This is a genomic window from Candidatus Symbiopectobacterium sp. 'North America' (assembly GCF_015762685.1).
GTDB lineage: Bacteria > Pseudomonadota > Gammaproteobacteria > Enterobacterales > Enterobacteriaceae > Symbiopectobacterium.
Window position 1 is genome coordinate 67757 of record NZ_PEHF01000033.1, and the last position, 17188, is coordinate 84944.

Below are 17188 nucleotides of genomic sequence, written 5' to 3' on the forward strand. Positions count from 1 at the left end.
GTGGATTAGTTAGCCTTCACCGGGGAAATAGCGTGACGATAACAATTAGATTGGCAGTGCGCGATTGGGATTATTTTACTCCACTTGCTTTGGGCGACATCAAACCAAAACACTTTACATTGATGATCGACCGTGTGGAGGCGTTGCCCCAAAATTTGGCCAACAGCCCGCATTACGATGCTGGTGAAATCTCTTTCAGCCGCTACGCGCGAAACCACGCTGGTAACGATGAAAGTTTGCTGGCACTCCCGCATTTCTTGATGCGGGGGTTTCGCCAGCGCTGCATTTTAACCACCGAAGACAGCCCATTGAATGCGTTATCGCAGCTCGTGGGCAAACGTATCGGTGTAACTGGCTGGCATCACTCCGGCAGTGTCTGGACGCGCGCTATGCTGCGACTTGAAGGCATAGAGACGAAGGATGCCCATTGGTATGCCGGCCGCTTAACAGACGCACACCCGATCATGGACAGGCTGGGGAATTTTGGTCAACCGGGAAACATTGACCCGGCCCCCGGCGAGCAGTCGCTGATATCGTTGCTGAAAAACGGCGAACTGGATGCTATATGCACCCCTTTTATGCCGGATGGGTATTTCAGTGAGACCTCAGGGCTACGTCAATTGCTGCGAGATTTTCGGCAGGCAGAACTGGATTACTTCCGGGCCGTGGGTTATATCTCGGGTATTCACGTTCTCGGCATGAAACCTGAGATAGCCCAAGCGCACCCTTGGCTGCCGCAAGCGTTAAGCGAAGTGATCGATCAATCCTATGCCCTGTGGATGAAAAAACGCATCAAATATACCGACACCACGCCGTGGCTACTGGACGATCTGCGCAGAACTGCGCGGGATTTACCCGCCAACTGGAATGAAAATGGCTTTGAGGTGAATAAAGTGATGATCGCTGATTTCGCCCGAGAACTGTATGAGCAAAAGATCACCGATAAATGCTTAACCCCGGAAGCGTTGTTCCCCTATTCATGTCATGTCGGTAGCGGCATTGCACCTTAATGACGTGATGGATAACAGAGGTTGCTATGAAAGTTGCGTTGGGACAATTCGCGGTAGACAAAGAGTGGCAAAACAATGCCATCACTACGGCCTCACTCATGGAACAAGCCGAGCAGGCCGGTGCTGAACTTCTGGTACTGCCTGAAGGCATTCTGGCACGCGATATTACCAATCCCAAGCTGGTACTGACCGCAGCACAACCTCTTGATGGCCCGTTTATGACGCAGGTGCTTGCCGCCAGCCAAGGCAACGGCATGACCACCATGATGAGCGTTCACGTTCCTAACGGCAGAGATAAAGTCTGGAACACTCTGGTTGTCGTTCGCAACGACGAAATCATCGAGCAGTATCGCAAATTGCATCTGTACGATGCATTCGCCATGAAAGAATCTGATAACGTGATGCCTGGAGATGATGTCCCGGCGTTGGTTAACGTTGCCGGATTGAACGTGGGATTGATGACCTGCTATGACATCCGCTTTCCCGAGCTCGCGCGTCGTCTGGTACTGGATGGTGCCGATCTGCTGGTGCTGCCCGCGGCCTGGGTTAAAGGGCCGCTAAAAGAGACACACTGGGAACTTCTGATCCGCGCCCGCGCTTTGGAAAACACCACCTATGTGGTGGCGGTTGGCGAGTGCGGTGTGCGAAACATCGGTAACAGCATGGTGGTCGACCCGCTAGATGTCGTGGTAGTGCAGGCACCCGAAACACCGACGTTGATCTATGCTGATATCGACCCTAAACGAACCGCCTATGCTCGCGATGTTTTACCGGCACTGGCTAACCGCCGGTTTGTTGAACCACGTTTGCCCCATGAAATACAAGGATAGTTTTCACCGCTAATACTGATTTTCACACTATCACTGACATCTGCATTCCCCAAAAAGCAGAGGAGAACACGGCATGACAATGAAAAGGCTTGGATATACCACTCTACTGATCGGTTCACTGTTTTCTGCAAATACCTTGGCTACCGCAATTCCAACTCAAACGCTAAACAAAAGCCTGCACGAACGTTTGCCGGAAGATATAAAAAAACCGGCGTCTTAAACGCAGCCAATAACGGTTCCTTTCCGCCTTATAAAATCGTCAGCAACACTGATTCCATCGAAGGCGCTAGCGTTGATCTCACTAACGCATTGGGTAAACTGCTCGGTGTCAAAATTGAACATTTCACGGTGGCGGATTACCCGGCATACTGAGTGGTATTCAATCTGGGCGCTACCAATTCGCAATCGGGCCCACTGGCGATTTCCCAACGCGTCAGGCAAAAAACGATTTTGTGGATTTTGTCCGTGAATTCGTCGTCTTTGCGGTAAAAAGTGGAAACCCTGAAAAAATAAATACCCTGGACGATACCTGCGGCAAGCGCATCGCCGTATTGGCTGGAGGTTCTGCCGAGCAGGTGATCGTCAAACAATCGCAAGCCTGTACCGCTGCCGGAAAACCGGCCGTAACGGTCCAATCCTACACGGACCAACCGACCTCAATCCTCTCTGTGCGTTCCGATCGCGCAGATGCCTTCTTCTCCTCTCAGGCACCGCTGACCTACTTTGTGCAGCAAACCAATGGGCAGCTCGAACTGGCCGGTACGGGACAACACAATGGATTTGGCGACCTGTATCAGGGCTCGGTCTTTGAGAAAGACTCCCCGCTAACACCGGTTATTCTGGCTGCATATCAGGAGCTATTTGATAACGGCACCTATGCCGCCATCATGAAGAAATGGAACTTGTCAGACAATATGCTGCCTGCACCGGGTATCAATTTAGCCAAGTAATCGACGTTTCTTCGCAGAAACCACGCATTACATCGTCAATAACGTTGAGAGGCATTTTTTTGCCGTGGACAAATTGAGAGATGTTGCCAGAGCCCTGCCATCCAGCCGCTTTAGCCAGCGGCTTTCCTGGGGCTTCACACTGATTGTCGCCTTTTATGTGCTTTGGTGCATTGGGACCAATAGGCACTTTGAATGGCATGTGGTTTATCAGTGGTTTAATGAAAAAACCGTGCTCAACGGGTTGGCGATGACGCTGGGTCTGACCGTGGTGGCCATGATCATCGGCACGATATTGGGGTTATTACTTGCTATCGGGCCCATGTCCAACAATCGGCTACTGAGCGGACTTTCCGGGTTTTATATCTGATTTTTTCGCGGTACGCCGCTGCTGGTGCAACTGATTTTTTGGTACAACCTCGCCACACTCTTTCCCCGCGTCTCACTGGGCATTCCTTTTGGTCCGGAATGGGTGAGTTGGAAGACCAACGATCTGATCACGCCTCTTACGGCCGCTATTGCCGGTCTGGCACTGAATGAAGCGGCCTATATGGCGGAAATCATTCGTGGCGGCCTGCTATCTGTCGATCACGGTCAGGTGGAAACCGCGCAGGCATTCGGCATGAGCCGTAGCCGTGCGTTACGCCGCATCATCATTCCGCAGGCGATGCGCGCCATCGTTCCCCCTACCGGTAACCAGTTAATTAGCATGATCAAAGCGACGTCGCTGGTCAGCGTCATCGCGATGGGCGATCTGCTTTATTCGGTACAAGCCATTTATAACAGTACCTTTGCCATGATCCCGATGTTGATGGTGGCGGTGATGTGGTATATGTTTATTACCTCGCTGCTGAATATTGGGCAATCGGCCATCGAACGCTATTACTCCCGAGGTGAGAGGCTCCCGGCATCGGAAACCCGTCGATTGCCCCCCGAAAAAGCCAATGTGTCTGGCAAAGAGGAACCTCAATGAGCAAGCCGCATTGCACCGCGACAACATCCCGTGAGCAAACGCCGCTGGTACGCGCGCGCAACGTCCACAAATATTTTGGCGACAATCATGTGCTGCGCGGAATCGATCTGGATGTGAACAGCGGCGAAACCGTAGTGATTTTGGGGCCATCAGTTTCAGGAAAATCCACCTTCCTACGCTGCATCAACCATCTGGAAACGATGGATGAAGGCTATATCATGATGGGAGATGAGCAGATCGGCTATCAGTTGCGCGGTGAGAAACTCTATCCCTTGTCAGCACGCGTATTGCCCGCCAACGTAGTCACATCGGCATGGTGTTCCAACAGTTCAACCTCTATCCCATATGACCGTGTTGCAGAACATCATTGAAGCGCCGATCGGTGTGCATAAGCAAGACAGCCAGGAAGCACAGACCTATGCTATGGCCTTGTTAAAACGCGTTGGGCTGGAACACAAAGCGGATGCCTATCCGCGCCACCTGCCCGACGGGCAGCAGCAGCGCGTTGCCATTGCGCGTGCACTGGCTATTCGCCCGACGGTAATGCTGTTTTACGAACCCACCTCAGCACTCGATCCCGAACTGGTCGGCGAAGTGCTGGCAACGATGCGCTCGCTGGCCGAGCAAGGCTTGACCATGATCGTCGTCACCCATGAGATCAGTTTTGCCCGCGAAGCCGCTGACCGGGTGATCTTTCTTGATGAAGGCGTAGTGGTTGAGCAAGGTCGCCCGGATGATGTACTCACACCGCAACATCCGCGCACTCAGGCCTTCCTGAGCCGCTTTATCTAACGCCTGTCGTCCTCGGCGCAAGCCGGGGACCTCAGGCAGAAAGAATGTGTTTCGCCTGCAAGAGATTCCAGCCTGCGTAGGAATCACAAAGAAAGGGCAGGAATGACATAGGAAAAGCGAAAGTAGCATCGCGAAGACCGAAATGACCGCTAATCCCCCATTTTTTCCTCCCGGAGGCAAAAAATGTGATTCATTGCACATGCTATTTCCCTCCGAGGCCGTTCTGACCATATAATGCGCATCCGGGCGGTTCAACCGCTAACAACAACCGACACCACAGCCCTTCGGGCATCCACACTCAATAAAGATATGAAGATGAGTATTCGCGCGATCTTAACCACCCTTCTGGCCGCTGCTGCTTTCAGTCAATCAGCATTTGCCGTTGTTTATCCGCTGCCGCCGGCCAACAGCCGTCTGATCGGGGAAAACCTGGAAATTACCGTTCCAACCGACAGCACGCTGCCGTTGGAAGCCTTTGCTGCCCAATACCAAATGGGCCTGAGCAATCTGATGGAAGCGAACCCGAATGCGGATGTCTATCTGCCGCAGCCGGGCAGCAAAATGATTATTCCGCAGCAGTTGATCCTGCCAGATGCGCCGCGCGAAGGCATCGTTATCAACAGCGCTGAAATGCGCCTGTACTACTACCCGAAAGGCAGCAAAACCGTCATCGTATTGCCTATCGGCATCGGTGAACTGGGTAAAGATACGCCGGTCAACTGGACCACCAGCGTACAGCGTAAAAAAGCGGGTCCAACCTGGACACCAACCGCCAAAATGCACGCTGAATATGCAGCACGCGGCGAGTATCTGCCAAAAGTCTATCCGGCAGGTCCGGATAACCCAATGGGGCTGTATGCTCTCTACATCGGCAACTTGTATGCGATTCACGGCACCAACGCCAACTTCGGTATCGGCCTTCGTGTGAGCCACGGTTGCGTGCGTCTGCGCGCTGACGACATCAAATTCCTGTTCAACAACGTGCCGGTTGGCACCCGCGTTCAGTTTATCAATGAGCCGGTAAAAGCCACCGTTGAGCCAGACGGTTCCCGCTACGTTGAAGTGCACGATCCGCTGTCTCGTACTGTAGAAGAGTTCCACTCCGACGCTCCGGCCCCGATCAGCATCACCGCCAAAGTGAGCAAAGTGATTGCTGAAGCGCGCGTGAACACCAGCGATGTGGATAGCGCCATCAGAACGCGCTCCGGCATGCCGACCAAGATCAACGGTGCGCAGGAACCTGCACAACCTTTAGAAACGCTGGCACCGCAAGACGCGCCGGTTGCCGTACAGGATGAGGTTCAGCAGCCGGTTGAAACAACTGCACCGCAAACGGATGCCAACCGCTCCTGATTGCCGCCGTTGCATCTCTGTATTCCCCGGCATCCGCCGGGGAATTTATCGGGCATCCCTTCTCGCACCACCCTTTCTGCAACACCCTGTTATGCTCCGCGCTGTGAGGCCTCAAGCGCCTGCGACACATCCGCAATAATATCGTCAATATGCTCAATCCCGACGGAGATACGCACCAGATCTTCACTCACGCCTGCGCGAGCTAACTCTTGCGCGTTGAGTTGACGGTGCGTGGTCGTGGCCGGATGGCATGCCAGTGATTTGGCATCACCAATGTTCACCAATCGCAGGATCATCTGCAACCCGCCAGCCGCTTTGCCCCCCTTGATGCCAAAACTGATAATCCCCGAGGCTTTGCCCCCAGAAATTTTGTCGCACGTCGGTTTATACAGGCTGTCCGGTAAGACCGCGTAGTTCACCCAGGTTACCAGCGGATGAGACGAGAGATAGCCCGCCAGCGCTTCGGCATTGCTGCAATGGAGCTCAATGCGCAGACTGAGCGTTTCCAGCCCCTGTAATAACAAAAAAGCGCTGTGAGGCGACAGCGCCGCACCAGTATTGCGCAGCGGGACGACGCGGCAGCGGCCAATATACGCTGCCGGGCCGAATGCCTCGGTGTACACCACGCCGTGGTAAGAGGGGGCCGGTTCGCTGAGCAGCGGGAAGCGCGCCTTGTTGGCAACCCAGTCAAATTTGCCGCTATCGATAATGGCGCCACCAATCGTGGAACCGTGCCCGCCGATACATTTGGTCAGGGAATGCACCACGATATCAGCCCCATGTTCGAACGGGCGACACAACACCGGTGTTGCCACCGTGTTATCGACAATCACTGGCACGCCGTGGCGATGGGCGATAGCGGCAATCTGTGCGATATCGATCACATTGCCCGCCGGATTTCCGATGGATTCACAAAATACCGCCTTGGTACGCTCGTCGATCAATGCGTCGAGCGCGGCGAAATCCTCGGCAGAAAACATACGCACTTCAATCCCCTGACGCTGCAACGTATGCGCAAACAGGTTATAGGTGCCACCGTACAATTGGCTGGTGCTGACAATATTGTCACCCACCTGCGTCAGCGCTTGCAGCGCATAGGTAATCGCCGCCATGCCCGAGGCGAGCGCCAATGCGCCGATCCCTCCTTCAATCGCTGCCAAACGCTCTTCTAGCACCGCGTTGGTAGGATTCATGATGCGACTGTAGATATTGCCCGCCACTTTGAGATCGAACAGGTCAGCACCATGCTGCGTATCATCAAACGTGTAAGAGGTTGTCTGGTAAATCGGCACGGCAGCAGATTTGGTGGTTGCTTCTGAGGTGTAGCCGTGGTGTAACACGAGGGATTCCAGTTTCATCGCGCAGACCTTTCTATGCGTGTGGATGGTGGGTATCTTCCTAAAATAGCAGACAAAAATCGCCGAGACAGAGCCACAGCTAGAAGAAAATGCGATAAGTTAGGAGAAACGAGCATAAGTTTTCTCCTCCTGAATCCACCCGTTGCGCCAGTGCAAAATCACAGCTACCTTTAGCTCATGATCACCTGCAAAAAAATAAATAAATGACTGATAACAAGCAAAGTATCGCCACTGTAACCCTGCCGAAAAATGTCGATGTACCTCGCTACGATCGCCGTGCCCTGCGCCCTCGTATTGTACATATCGGGTTTGGTGCTTTTCACCGAGCCCATCAGGCGCTACTCACACACCGCGTTCTTAATCAGGAAGGCGGCGATTGGGGGCTGTGCGAAGTGGTGCTGTTCAGCGATGACAGTCTGATTTCAGCGCTGCGTGAACAGCAGCACTTGTTTACCGTGCTGGAAAAGGGGGAAAGTGGCAATCAGGCTATCGTGGTGGGCTCGGTGTGCGCCTCGCTGCACGCCACCGTTGAAGGCAAAGAGGCCATTTTGGCACAGCTTGCCGATGCTCAAACGGAGATTGTCTCCCTGACCATTACAGAAAAAGGCTATTGTCTGGCGGGGGCACACGGCAATCTGGACACCACCAATGCCCATATCCAACATGATTTGCGTTATTCACGCGAGCCGCTGTCGGTGCCGGGCATCATTACCGAAGCGTTGCGTCGCCGCCACGCGCAGGGCATTCCCCCTTTTAGCGTGCTCTCCTGCGATAACATGCCAGAAAACGGCAAGGCCGCCCAACGCGCGGTGCTTGATTTTGCCCGCCTGATTGCACCCACGCTGTCAGCATGGATTGAACGTGAAGTGGCTTTCCCTTCCACCATGGTGGATCGCATCGTACCCGCTGCTACCGAGCAAACGCTGCACGACGTGGCACAGACGATTGGCGTTGACGATCCCTGTGCTATCTCCTGTGAGCCCTATATTCAGTGGGTTGTGGAGGATCGTTTTACCCTGGGCAGACCGCATTGGGAGGCGGCAGGTGTACAACTGGTGGAGGATGTTGCACCTTATGAAACCATGAAGCTCAGGATGCTGAACGGTAGCCACTCGTTTTTATCTTATCTTGGCTATCTTGCGGGTTACCCCCATATCAGCGACTGCATGTCTGATGCGCACTTCCGCCGGGCTGTGCGCCACCTTATGCTGGCAGAGCAAGCCCCGACGTTAACCATCACCGGCTTTGATCTGACAGACTATGCCGAACGACTGCTCGCGCGCTTTGCCAACCCTGCGCTGCACCACCGCACCTGGCAGATAGCCATGGACGGATCGCAAAAGTTACAGCAGCGCCTGCTCGACGGTTTGCGCTGGCATCGGCGCAATGGCAGCCGTTGCGAAGCGCTGATCCTCGGCGTGGCTGGATGGATGCGCTATATTGGCGGGTTCGACGATCGCGGCGCGGCAATTGATATTCGCGATCCGCTGAAGACGGCCTTACAGAACATAGTGGCATCCACTCCGGACGATGAAGCCCGCGTACAGGGATTACTGGCGCTGACGGCGGTATTTGGTGATGACCTGCGCACCGACCTGCCGTTGGTGCAGGCGTTGACCGACGCCTACTTGCGCCTGCGCGACCAAGGTGCGTTGGCTGCTGTCACCGCACTGTCCCAAAATCTGCCCGACTAACACCACACTCTATCACCACACCGCATCGCTACTCTTCCCGGCGACAATCAAGAATGTCGCCGGGCTGGCATTCCAGTACCTCACAGATTTTTTTCAACGTTGCAAAGCGAATACTTTTCACCTTACCTGATTTTAATAATGACAAATTTTGTTCGGTAATGCCGATACGTTGAGCCAGCTCACGCGATCGCATCTTCTTTTGTGCCAGCACCACATCCAGATTTATTATTATTGGCATAGGATTTTTTAATTAAATTAATTGGCTGTGTTATTTCCTCTGCTCCCAGACAGCAACGAATTCTGCCCTCAGATGGTATCAGTTTGTGAGTAAAAACGATTGCGATCGTGGTAGCAACTGCGACACCGGTAGCATTTGCAACAGATGCATTTTCCTCACCACTCCCTCTCTCTGTTTCCAACATGCCTGACTCGACTGGCTACACAGGCTAAAGGCCGCTCTCACCGATGAAATGCCGCTTTTCCGTATTCATCTGTTTTTATGATGAAGATCACCTTTCTTTAGCAGTTAATAGCGCCATTGGTTCCTCATTCAGAATGAGATAAAACCAAAGCTTATTGCGTTGCGATAATAAATTATCGCATTGCGTGATTATAAATAAGGCTTTATATCAAATAATCATGGTCAAATTAGAAAATGTAATTTCATGATCAAGCTGACAAATTGCCATTAAATCTCCCTAAAAGCGTGATCCTCAGTTTACTTTCACAAGAATAGAGCAAATGATAGGAGTGTCGGTTCATACTAAATGAAATATTTTTTTAAAAATTTAGGAAGATTGATCATGAGTAAACCTATCACCTTTAAGCACACGCTCTGCTACGGCAGCGCAAACCTGCTCGGCAGCGGCGCATGGCTGATGTATTTCTATACCACCTTTTGTGGACTTACGCTGGTTGAAGCGGCGTCCATTTTCTCCGTTGCCAGTATCATCGATGCCATCAGCAATCCGGTGATGTAGTATGTCATTGATAAATTTTACAATACCCAACTAGGCAGCCTGTTTGGGCGTCGCCGTTTCTTTATTCTGCTGGGTGTACCTCTGGTGTTGGTCTACCCGTTGCTGTGGGTCAGTGGCTTTGGCTTTTGGTACTACATGGCGACCTACGTGCTGTTTGAGCTGATTTACACCTCCATTATGGTGCCATACGAAACGTTGGCGACCGAAATGACGCACGACTTCAAGATCCGCTCCAAGTTGACCGGTTCTAAAGCCATTTTAGGTAAGCTGGCTAACTTCCTGGCTGCCTTTATCCCTGGCCAGTTTATCGCCATCTACGGTAAAGACTCCGCCACTCCGTTCTTTTACACCGGCCTGACCTACGGGTTCATCATGTGCGCGGCAATGATTGCCCTGTACACCACCTCCTGGGAACGCCCGTTGAATGAACTGGTGCATGAAAAAACTGCTAACCTGTGGCAAACGCTGAAAAAACTTAGCGTAGACATGCTTTCCACCTTCCGTTTGCGTATTTTCCGCAAGCATCTGGGGATGTACCTGTTCGGTTTTGGCGCTGAATGGTTATTTGCTTCCGCTTTCACCTACTTCATCGTCTTCGGGTTAAAGCAAAACACCGCGTTGGTCTCGCAGTTGAACAGCTTTAGCTCCATCATGCAGCTGATCTCTACCGCCGCATTCATCGGCATCTGCGTGAAAATGGGCTTTGCGCGTCCGTTCCGTTTGGCACTGATGGTGGTTATCGTGAGCGTTATCGCTTATGCCGCGCTGTACTTTGCCAACTGGTCAGACGCTGCCACTATCGCCGTGCTGTTTGGGATTACCGCCATTTTTGGTCTGAGTACCAGCGGCATCTACTACATTCCGTGGACGATCTACACCTTCCTGGCCGATGTGGATGAAGTGCTGACGGGCCGTCGTCGCGAAGAGATTTACGCCGGTGCCATGACGTTCGCAGGCAAAATGGTGCGCTCAGTTATTGTGTTCGCCATGGGATGGACGCTGACGCAGTTCGGTTTTGTTTCTGGTCATGCCGCACAGCCTGAAAGCGCCGTGTTAGCGATTGTCGGCGTGTTCTCTCTGGGGGTTATCGAGCTGGCACTGGTCGCCATCTACTACACCACGCAGATGAAACTCGATCGTGAAAATCACGCTATCCTGCTAGAAGAGATTGCGCGTATCAAGGCCGGTGGCGCTATCGCCGATGTGCCGGTACACGCCAGAGCGGTCGCAGAAGAGTTGACCGGCTGGAAGTACGAACAGTGCTGGGGTAATAACGCCGCTGGGCGTGCAACCAGAAGCCGTTGCACCGCAAGTTGCTACTTCTGAACGCTAATACCTTCTGTCAGCCCGCACTCGCGGGCTGACCTATTTCCCCACCTTAAATCAGCGCCGCTTCCTTCAATTCACTTTTCAGATAGGCATAGTAAATCGGTGCAGCAATCACGCCCGGAATACCAAACGCCGCTTCAAACACCAACATCGCCAGCAAGATCTCCCACGCGTGCGCCTTGATTCGTGTGCCGACGATCTGCGCATTGAGGAAGTATTCCAGTTTGTGAATCAGCATCAGATAAACCAGCGCCGCCAGTGCCACTGGCAGAGAGATCGACAAACCAGAAATAAACACGATGGAGTTGGATATCAGGTTGCCAATTACCGGTATCAGGCCAAAGATGAAGGTCAGCACCACCAGCGTTTTGGCAAACGGCAGGTGCACGCCAAAACAGGGCAATACTCCGAGAATAAACACCGCAGAGAGGATGGTGTTAACCGAGGAGATTTTCATCTGGGCGAACACGATATTGCGAAAGGACATCGACAGCAGCGAAACGCGCCGCATCAGTTCCGATTTCAGCAGCAGTTTATCCGTATCTTCTTGCACGTTGTACAGCGACACGATTGCCCCCAACACCATACCAATCAACATGGTGACAAAACCGTGCAGAAAATCTTTACCCATGGTTTGCAACATCACGATATGTTCCTGCACCCAGCGCATAAATTCGTGTTGCAGCTCTTCAACACTCACCGGCAAGTAACCCGGCAAATAGACCATGATATGCCGTTGGACGTCATTGAGAATCAAGCCGATACGCGCATTCAAGGCCGAGGTGTCACGCATTTCCTGCATCACGATCCCGGTCAGACTGCCAAACAACAAGCTGAGCACACTCACCACCAGCGTACTGATGATCGCCACTACCACCCAGCGTGCACGTTTACCACTGATGATTTTTTGGAAATGGGGCGTCAGCAGATTGACGATTTCATACACCAAAAAACCGGCAACAAAACACGTTAACAGCCGTAGTAACAACAGCAGCAGCAATCCCCCAAACATAAAACCCAGGCTCAGCCATCTGGCCTGCTTTAAATTCAATAACTGCATGACGACATCCTGTATGCGTAATGATCGGACCTGCAAACGTACTTATGACACCAAGAATAGCACTCGGTTTATCGCACTATTCTCTGCACACAAGAAAAGACACATGATAAAAGTTGTACGAAACAAGCCCGGTAATGAATCTGCTTTTTCTCCGTCCTATTCTTAGCGTTTTTAGCATGAAAAACCAGAAAGGATTAGCGGGCGCGCAGGATTATCCACCAGGAAAAACGTAGTTCTGCAATAATAGGGAGGGTGCGAGTCAGGGCGCTGAAAAAACGCTCATCATCCTGTAAGGGAAATACGCCGGAAATACGCAGTGCCGCCGCCTTGTCATCGAGGGAAAAGTAGCCGTTGCGGTAGCGTGCATATTCACGCATCAAGGCATCCAGCGGCATATTGTCCGCCAGCACCACGCCATCCAGCCAGCTTTGGCGGAAGCCTTCCACCGGTTGCGGAGGTTGACTCACCGCATCCGTAAAGGTCACTTGTTGCCCGGTGCTAACGCGCACAGACGCCTGTGATTGCTTAGTTGGGCGGAGCAACACCTCCCCCTGAAACACCGCCAGCGTGCTTTCACCTGCATCGCAGCGCACATCAAACCGACAGGGTGAATTCAACGCCAGTATCCCCTGTGGCGTGGAAAACGTTAACGGGTAAGGCACTGCACTTTCCAGCAAGCACTCCCCTTTCAGCAGGCGCAGCGCGGCAATCTTTCCGTCCTGGTCGTAGCGGGTGAGCGCTGAATCGGTATTCAGGTTTAGCGTCAGCCCCTCTGCCAGCACCCAGCGCCGGTTTTCTCCTTTGGCGGTGCGATAATCCGCCGCATAGGTTTCCCAAGGGACGCTATAAGCACCACCACCCAGCAGCGTCATCAACGCCAACAGTTTTAACAGGTGACGCCGCTCGGTGCCCTGACGACTTAATACGCTGGACGCCACCGGGCTTTCGACGGAATGAAAACGGGTATGAATCTGCTCAACGCGCTGCCACGCTTGCTGGTGCAACTGATCACTATTCAGCCATTGCTGCCAGGCATGGCGCTCGTGTGCTGTGCAATCATCCGCATAGAGAATGGCATACCATTCAGCGGCATCGTAGAACACGTCCTGGGGAATATCGTCAGATCGCATGGCCGGAATTAGCGCTCCTGACAGGTCAGGCAAGCGAACATAGCCTGTGCCATGTATTTTTTCACCATACGATCGGAGACACCAAGGCGATCGGCCACCTGCTGGTACGTCAGTCCATCAATGTGCACACAAAGAAACGCCTGCCTGGCCTTGACAGACAGCGTACTGAGCATGCGATCTATCTCCAGCAGCGTATCAATAATGATGGCATGCTGCTCCAAAGACGGCTCCGCCTCAAGCTGCTGTTCCGCCAGCACCTGCAAATAGGCATTTTCAATGTCGCGTCGCCGCCAGAAATTCACCACCAGACCGTGGGCGACAGTGGTCAACCAAGCGCGGGGTTCACGCAGTTGGGTGGCCTGCTGCGTGCTGACCAGACGCACGAAGGTATCCTGCGCTAGATCGGCCGCCTGCTGCGAGCATCCCAAACGCCGACGCAGCCACGCCTGTAACCAAACATGGTACTCGTGATAAATTCGCTGTACCGCCAGGGATTCGACGGGATCAGCACAGGTAGCCGCGTGACCGTTCACGTTGTGTCTCATTTAATGATAATGAAATAATTTTCATTATCATTAAATGCAAAGTCAACCACTATTGGCAAATGCATGATAAATGAAAACCCCGATTAGGAGCAGGGTCTATCGTCAATCAACATCATCGAATCTGTGATTACCAGCGGTAGCTTAGATTAGCATTGAACACGCGGCCTTCACCGTAGTAACACCAATAGTCACACACGCTGACATATTCGCGGTTGCTGAGGTTGGTGGCATTAACCTGCAAGCGCCAATCTTTGGTGAAGTCATAGGCGATCATCGCATCCCACAGGGTATATGCCGGGACTTTCAGATTGGGATTTTCCGTTTTGTCGCCATATGAACTGCCAACATAACGCACCCCGGTCCCCACGGATAGGCCGCTGAGTGTCCCCTGAAACGCATAATTGACCCAACCGGACGCCTGCTGTAATGGCTGCTCAGGGAAGCGTTTACCAATTTCCGCATCCTCACCCGACTTGGTAATCTCGACTTTGCCATAGTTATAGTTGGCCAGCACAGTCAAGCCACGCGCCACCTCACTGCTCATTTCCAACTCAATACCGCGTGAGCGAACCTGCCCGGTTTGCGCTGACGTGCCAGGATGCTCACGATCGGTAGTCGATACGTTATCCTGAACCAGATTATACAGCACGACGGTCGCATAACCGTTAAAGCCGTGTGGCGTATACTTCATCCCCACTTCGGTCTGCTTACCCATGGTCGGTTTATAGGCATTTCTTTTACCGTCATCTCCCGCAAGCGGCATAAAGGATTCAGAGTAGCTAATATAGGGAGAAACACCGTTATCAAACAGGTACATCAGCCCAGCCGTTTTGGTGAACTTGTCGTCATCCTTACGGCTATCAGTGCCACTGGTCAGATTCTGATCGCGCGATTTTGCTTTGTCGTAACGGCCGCCAATCAGCGCAATCCAGCGATCGTCATAGCGGAACTGGTTCTGAATGTAGTAACCCATTTGGTTACGTCCAGTGCGATAATCATACAATTGGTCGAGCGGCAGAACCGCGTTGCCATACACCGGGTTAAACATATTGATAGTGCCAATACCGTAGAAATCACCATCACGGCTCTGTGAATTTGCGCGGCGATAATCAACCCCCAACAGCAGCGTGTTTTCCACATCGCCCCATTGCCACTCCCCAACCATACGGTTATCTGTGGCCCAGTTTTGCGCAAAACCATCGCGGTAGGTCATACCACGATCCACCCTGCCATCAACAACATCCCCGAAGGCATAGGCAGTACGCAGATCCATATTCAGGTAGTTGTAGTTGGTGTTCTGGTGGAACGTCCAAGTATCATTAATACGATGGGTGAACTCATAGCCCAGCGTAAATTGGCGGGTATTGTTGCGATCGAGTCCAGGTTCACCCAGCGAGGTTCTGTAGCCCACCTTACCGAACGGTGTGTTGTGCAGTGTGCCTGTAGGCATTTTAAAGCCACTGGTAACATCGGAATCGGTATCCATGTAGCTCGCCAGTACGGTCAGTTCCGTGTCTTCCCCCATCAGGAACGTCATGCTAGGTGCCAGATAGAAACGATCGCTCTTGGCATGATCCATTTCACCCGATGTGCCGCGCGCCAGTCCCACCACACGATAGAGCACAGTGCCATCATCGTTGAGCGGACCTGCGCTATCGATGCCTAACTGACGATAATCATTGGAACCATAATCCAGCGAGATTTGCCCCTGCGGCAAACGCGTTGGACGCTTGGTGATCACGTTAACTAGGCCACCCGGCGGGTTCTGCCCATACAGCACTGATGCAGGCCCTTTTAACACTTCAATTCTATCCACGCCAAAAGCGTCAAACTGCTGAACAAAGAAACCGCGTTCATTAATAGCCGCAAGTCCGTTTTGGAAGCGCGACTGATCTTTAAAGCCACGGATGGAGAGCCATTCAGTCTTGTTATCCGGCCCGTAATAGGATGCCAACACGCCTAGGCTGTAGCGCAGGGCCTGATCGACCTTCTTGGCACCGCGCTCTTCCATCTGTTGCTGTGTCACCACGGACATCGCACGCGGCGTTTCCGATACCGGCACATACAGCTTTAACGCGGTATTGGGTGGTGCCGTGACGACGATTTGATCGTTACGCGCTGGCACCGCAGCCGTTGCCGGTGCTACTGGCTGCACAACAATAGAGACGCTACCGTCAGCGTGGCGCTCGGCGCGCAGACCGCTGTTTGCCAGCAGTTGCGCAAATCCTTGTTCCACTTCATAACGCCCTTGCAATCCGCTGCTCTGTTTACCCACCGTCAGTGCCGGATCATAAGACAACAGAACGCCGGATTGCTGTGCCAATTGGTTTAAGGACTTGGCCAGACTGCCCGCAGTGACATGAAATTCCTGTGCTGCTGCCGAAACGGCCGTGACCGAAGCGGCACCGCCCAGCGCAATTCCCCAAGGTGCGGCTCTTAGCGCCAGCGTTACCGGCCCGGTTCGCCATGATTTCATTGTTATACCCCTGTCAGTTTTTCATTGCTGTTAATGGGTATGCCAATGGAAGTCACGACAAGGGGAACCAGAAAAAGAAAAAAAATAGCGTATTAGTAGAGTAAGTGCGTTTGGTGGCGTTGAGAGAACTCGATTGTTATCGAAACTTGCAAGACAAAATAAATCTGCAATAATTTTGGTTAAGGCGCGCTGATCAAACTCGCTACGCCAGAAAAGGCGTAGCTTATATTGTCACAGGTGCGCAATAATTCCGTAATATGATTGGTTTCGAACGTCCTTGCTTTATTTACCTAAGAGACGAGGTTAATGGCAGGAGCAGGTTCGCTGATCTCTTGATTCAAAATGATCAGAGAAAATACACTGTTTTCAACATTCAGCTTAGAAAAAGAGAGCGTGCTTAGCTGCTTTTTCATGAAGCCATCAGACAGCAGGTCCGACACCACGCGCGTACTCATAACGTCGCTGTTGGTCAGAAAGTCCTGGTAGGCAAACTTCACGTTTATCGGCAATAAGTCATCAATAGAGACCGGATTATTCGTTTCAGAATGCAGCCCGAAATGGGCATTAAATGCAGAGTTAGCACAGAGAACCTTGCATTTATCATCAATAACGGCGACGGCACGCCTGTCATTTTGTGGGTCTTCCCCTATCATGGTGGTACACACCCTCAATCAAGTATAATTATCTATACTTGTACCTTCCCAAAGGAGG

12 protein-coding genes and 4 pseudogenes are annotated in these 17188 nt (G+C 52.4%); 8 read left to right on the forward strand and 8 right to left on the reverse strand.

The features are described 5' to 3' along the window. The first annotated feature begins 32 nt into the window (after positions 1–32). The 6 genes and pseudogenes from CS369_RS08045 to CS369_RS08070 all read left to right on the forward strand — a co-directional run bounded on the left by CS369_RS08045 (position 33) and on the right by CS369_RS08070 (position 5905). Entirely contained in the window at positions 33–1010 is a 978-nt protein-coding gene (locus tag CS369_RS08045) for a nitrate ABC transporter substrate-binding protein (protein ID WP_196906682.1), read from the forward strand. 26 nt (positions 1011–1036) lie between these two features. Further along, complete coding sequence (locus tag CS369_RS08050) at positions 1037–1840, forward strand: deaminated glutathione amidase (RefSeq protein ID WP_196906683.1); 804 nt, start codon at positions 1037–1039, stop codon at positions 1838–1840. A gap of 79 nt (positions 1841–1919) precedes the next feature. Then, a pseudogene (locus CS369_RS08055) lies at positions 1920–2790 on the forward strand (ABC transporter substrate-binding protein). 64 nt (positions 2791–2854) lie between these two features. Beyond that, positions 2855–3760 (forward strand): annotated as a pseudogene (locus CS369_RS08060) (amino acid ABC transporter permease). Continuing rightward, positions 3757–4552, forward strand: a pseudogene (locus tag CS369_RS08065) (amino acid ABC transporter ATP-binding protein). Before CS369_RS08060 ends, CS369_RS08065 begins: the two co-directional pseudogenes overlap by 4 nt. Before the next feature lie 315 nt (positions 4553–4867). After that, complete coding sequence (locus CS369_RS08070) at positions 4868–5905, forward strand: L,D-transpeptidase family protein (protein WP_196906684.1); 1038 nt, start codon at positions 4868–4870, stop codon at positions 5903–5905. Between the two features lie 89 nt (positions 5906–5994). Here CS369_RS08070 and CS369_RS08075 read toward each other — a convergent pair whose 3' ends face one another. Then, on the reverse strand, positions 5995–7263 hold the full coding sequence (locus CS369_RS08075) for an O-acetylhomoserine aminocarboxypropyltransferase/cysteine synthase family protein (RefSeq protein ID WP_196906685.1): 1269 nt from the start codon (positions 7261–7263) through the stop codon (positions 5995–5997). A gap of 203 nt (positions 7264–7466) precedes the next feature. On the opposite strand from CS369_RS08075, the gene CS369_RS08080 reads away from it, so the two are divergent. Next, positions 7467–8957, forward strand: a complete 1491-nt coding sequence (locus CS369_RS08080; protein WP_196906686.1) for a mannitol dehydrogenase family protein — start codon at positions 7467–7469, stop codon at positions 8955–8957. Positions 8958–8985: 28 nt separating this feature from the next. Here the strand turns inward: CS369_RS08080 and CS369_RS08085 are convergent, their stop codons facing one another. Both CS369_RS08085 and CS369_RS08090 read right to left on the reverse strand, forming a co-directional pair. Then, complete coding sequence (locus tag CS369_RS08085; protein WP_196906687.1) at positions 8986–9195, reverse strand: helix-turn-helix transcriptional regulator; 210 nt, start codon at positions 9193–9195, stop codon at positions 8986–8988. Beyond that, positions 9137–9379, reverse strand: a complete 243-nt coding sequence (locus CS369_RS08090) for a hypothetical protein (RefSeq protein WP_196906696.1) — start codon at positions 9377–9379, stop codon at positions 9137–9139. Before CS369_RS08090 ends, CS369_RS08085 begins: the two co-directional genes overlap by 59 nt. Positions 9380–9760: 381 nt before the next feature. On the opposite strand from CS369_RS08090, the pseudogene CS369_RS08095 reads away from it, so the two are divergent. After that, positions 9761–11270 (forward strand): annotated as a pseudogene (locus CS369_RS08095) (MFS transporter). A 45-nt stretch (positions 11271–11315) separates the two neighbouring features. Here CS369_RS08095 and CS369_RS08100 read toward each other — a convergent pair. The 5 genes from CS369_RS08100 to CS369_RS08120 form a co-directional block, all read right to left on the reverse strand. Further along, entirely contained in the window at positions 11316–12326 is a 1011-nt protein-coding gene (locus CS369_RS08100) for an AI-2E family transporter (RefSeq protein WP_196906688.1), read from the reverse strand. Positions 12327–12520: 194 nt separating this feature from the next. Continuing rightward, positions 12521–13456, reverse strand: a complete 936-nt coding sequence (locus CS369_RS08105; protein ID WP_196906689.1) for a DUF4880 domain-containing protein — start codon at positions 13454–13456, stop codon at positions 12521–12523. Between the two features lie 8 nt (positions 13457–13464). Then, the gene (locus CS369_RS08110; RefSeq protein ID WP_244664891.1) at positions 13465–13989 is read right to left on the reverse strand and encodes a sigma-70 family RNA polymerase sigma factor; all 525 of its coding nucleotides are present in this window, start codon (positions 13987–13989) and stop codon (positions 13465–13467) included. Between the two features lie 139 nt (positions 13990–14128). Next, the gene (locus tag CS369_RS08115) at positions 14129–16477 is read right to left on the reverse strand and encodes a TonB-dependent siderophore receptor (protein ID WP_196906691.1); all 2349 of its coding nucleotides are present in this window, start codon (positions 16475–16477) and stop codon (positions 14129–14131) included. Between the two features lie 290 nt (positions 16478–16767). Then, positions 16768–17130 (reverse strand): transcriptional regulator, encoded by a 363-nt coding sequence (locus CS369_RS08120; protein WP_196906692.1) that lies wholly within the window; start codon positions 17128–17130, stop codon positions 16768–16770. Positions 17131–17188 lie beyond the last annotated feature (58 nt).

Bases quoted from the DNA above. Each gene is read 5' to 3' on its own strand.
- CS369_RS08050 (WP_196906683.1), top strand. From the start codon at position 1,037: ATGAAAGTTGCGTTGGGACAATTCGCGGTAGACAAAGAGTGGCAAAAC.
- CS369_RS08070 (WP_196906684.1), top strand. From the start codon at position 4,868: ATGAGTATTCGCGCGATCTTAACCACCCTTCTGGCCGCTGCTGCTTTC.
- CS369_RS08075 (WP_196906685.1), bottom strand. From the start codon at position 7,263: ATGAAACTGGAATCCCTCGTGTTACACCACGGCTACACCTCAGAAGCA.
- CS369_RS08080 (WP_196906686.1), top strand. From the start codon at position 7,467: ATGACTGATAACAAGCAAAGTATCGCCACTGTAACCCTGCCGAAAAAT.
- CS369_RS08085 (WP_196906687.1), bottom strand. From the start codon at position 9,195: ATGCCAATAATAATAAATCTGGATGTGGTGCTGGCACAAAAGAAGATG.
- CS369_RS08090 (WP_196906696.1), bottom strand. From the start codon at position 9,379: ATGTTGGAAACAGAGAGAGGGAGTGGTGAGGAAAATGCATCTGTTGCA.
- CS369_RS08100 (WP_196906688.1), bottom strand. From the start codon at position 12,326: ATGCAGTTATTGAATTTAAAGCAGGCCAGATGGCTGAGCCTGGGTTTT.
- CS369_RS08105 (WP_196906689.1), bottom strand. From the start codon at position 13,456: ATGCGATCTGACGATATTCCCCAGGACGTGTTCTACGATGCCGCTGAA.
- CS369_RS08115 (WP_196906691.1), bottom strand. From the start codon at position 16,477: ATGAAATCATGGCGAACCGGGCCGGTAACGCTGGCGCTAAGAGCCGCA.
- CS369_RS08120 (WP_196906692.1), bottom strand. From the start codon at position 17,130: ATGATAGGGGAAGACCCACAAAATGACAGGCGTGCCGTCGCCGTTATT.